This window comes from Nostocoides sp. (genome assembly GCF_035343835.1).
Classification (GTDB): Bacteria; Actinomycetota; Actinomycetes; order Actinomycetales; family Dermatophilaceae; genus Nostocoides_A; species Nostocoides_A vanveenii.
On the sequence record NZ_DAOQZV010000336.1, the window covers coordinates 1 to 2533 of the forward strand.

At 69.4% G+C, this 2533-nt stretch carries 1 protein-coding gene and 1 pseudogene; one reads left to right on the forward strand and one right to left on the reverse strand.

The window, feature by feature from the left end:
• Positions 1 to 458 (reverse strand): annotated as a pseudogene (locus tag PKH97_RS15760) (hypothetical protein); the annotation flags it as partial.
• Positions 459 to 883: 425 nt separating this feature from the next.
• Between PKH97_RS15760 and hutH the strand changes: the two are divergent.
• A complete protein-coding gene (gene hutH, locus PKH97_RS15765) occupies positions 884 to 2464 on the forward strand; it encodes a histidine ammonia-lyase (protein WP_324388561.1) in 1581 nt (526 codons plus the stop codon).
• Positions 2465 to 2533 lie beyond the last annotated feature (69 nt).

A 2533-nucleotide genomic window follows, 5' to 3' on the forward strand; every position in this document is an offset into this window, starting at 1 on the left:
CCTCGACCTTCACCTCGAGCCGCGGGATCTTCAGGTCCGCGCTCGCCACGTTCTTGCTCGCCACGCCCCCGGGGGCCGCGCTGGCCGTGCGGCCCGCGGACCTCGAACTCCTCGGTGAAGGCGCTGGCCTCGTCGCTCGGCCAAGAGAAGCCGCGTCCTCGGCGCGGTCCGCCCTTGCCGAAGGGGCCGCCCGGTCCGAACGGCCCGCCGGGACCGAACGCCCCGTCATTGCCGAAGGGGCCGCCGGGCCCGAAGACCCCGCCCTTGCCGAAAGGCCCGTCCTCGCTGAGCAGGTGGGCGATCGGGCCGTTCTGATCGAAAAGCCCGCGCGGTCGGTCCTCGGCGCGGAAGTCGCGTCGACCGAAGTCGCGGTCGTCCTCGACCCATTCCTCGGCCTCGACGAACTCCTCGTCGCCGAATTCGTCATCGCGTGGGTTGTCGTTGGTGATGTTGTTCATTGCTGGACTCCTTGTCCGGGTGTCGGTGTGGTTGTGGGCCACCCACCGGGGAGCATCGGCCTGCGCCGGCTCGTTGAGCCCGTGGATGGCGGCGAAGCCCTGTGGTGATCCCCCTGAGGCGTTCGCTCTGGTACCACTATGCAAGGCATATCGTCGATATGTCAAGATATATCTATAACGTGTAGAGTGACATGGGTCACATTAGACAATGCGCAACGCCGGGGGGCGCGCGGCCACCGACTCGTGCCGGGCTTCCCCGCCCAGCCGCGCAGACATTGCGCCATGTGTGCCGCCTCGGCGAAGGTCAACTCGACCATCCTCCCGCGGTCTCGCGCACGACGCGACCGCCGCGCAATCTCGCATCCGAGACGGTATGCCGTTGCCTCCGGTCCGCTCGCCGCGTTGCCGCGCGCTTTCATGGACGGATGACTGACGTGCTCATCGGCGAGACCCCCCTGACCCTGGACCACGTGGTCACCGTGGCGCGCGGCCGCGCCGGCGCGGACCACGCGGACTACCTCGGCGACCCCGTGCGCGTCATCGTCAGTGACGGTGCCTGGGAGAGGGTGCGCGCGAGCCGCACGATCATCGAGGACCTCGCGCATGACACCGTCGCGCACTACGGGGTGTCGACGGGCTTCGGCGCACTGGCCACTCGCCACATCCCGGTTGAGAAGCGGAAGGAGTTGCAGCGCAGCCTGATTCGCTCGCATGCGGCCGGATCGGGCCCGGAGGTGGAGCGTGAAGTCGTGCGCGCGCTCATGCTCCTACGCATCCAGACGCTCGCGTCCGGTCGCACCGGAGTGCGCGAGACGACCCTGCGGGCCTACGTCGGGATTCTCAACGCGGGCATCACGCCGGTGGTGCACGAGTACGGCTCGCTCGGCTGCTCGGGGGATCTCGCGCCCCTGGCGCACTGCGCGCTGGCGCTGATGGGGGAGGGCCCGGTTCGAGACGCATCCGGCGAACTCACCACTGCCGCAGCGGCGTTGGCGTCGGCCGGCATCGAGCCGGCGGACCTCGCGGAGAAGGAGGGTCTGGCTCTCATCAACGGCACCGATGGCATGCTCGGGATGCTGTGTATGGCGATCGCCGACCTCCGCGCCCTCGTCACCACCGCGGACATCGCCGCTGCGATGAGCGTCGAGGGACTGCTCGGCACGGACGACGTCTTCGCTGCAGATCTGCAGGCGCTCCGACCCCAACCGGGCCAGGCAAAGAGCGCGGAGAACATGCGAAAGGTGCTGGCGGACAGCCCGATCCGCGACTCCCACCGCGACCCCGGGGCCTGCACGCGCGTTCAGGACGCCTATTCGTTGCGGTGCGCGCCGCAAGTCGCGGGAGCCGTGCGCGACACCATCGACCACGCTGCTCGGGTGGCCGGCTGGGAGTTGGCGAGCGCGATCGACAACCCCGTCGTCACGCGGGACGGCCGGGTGGAGTCCAATGGCAACTTCCACGGCGCACCGGTCGCGTATGTCCTCGACTTCCTGGCGATCGCCGCGGCCGACCTGGCGAGCATCAGCGAGCGGCGCACCGACCGCTTCCTCGACAAGGCGCGCAGCCACGGGCTGCCGCCGTTCCTTGCCGACGACCCCGGCGTCGACTCGGGCCTGATGATCGCGCAGTACACCGCGGCTGGGCTGGTTTCCGAGATGAAGCGGCTCGCCGCCCCCGCGAGCGTCGACTCGATCCCGAGCAGCGCGATGCAGGAGGACCACGTCTCGATGGGGTGGGGTGCTGCGCGCAAGCTGCGCCGCTCGGTAGCCGCGCTGCAGCAGGTGCTCGCCATTGAGTTGCTCACCGCCGCAAGGGGAATCCAGTTGCGCGCACCGCTGGAGTCCTCACCGGTCAGCGGCGCGGTCATCGTTGCCCTGAACGACCTGGCTGACACCGCTCCCGGCCCGGACCGCTTCCTTGCGGTCGATATCGCCGGCGCCTGCCAGGCCGTCGCCGACGGCTCTGTCGTCGTTGCCGCCGAGCGCGTGGCTGGACAATTGCACTGAGAATGTCGTCGGCACGCTTCCGGCCCGGTGCCGGCGTTCAGAGGTGTTCAGAAACGTGTCGTGTTCAGA

Coding starts and splice junctions, on each gene's coding strand:
- hutH (WP_324388561.1), top strand. CDS start 884: ATGACTGACGTGCTCATCGGCGAGACCCCCCTGACCCTGGACCACGTG.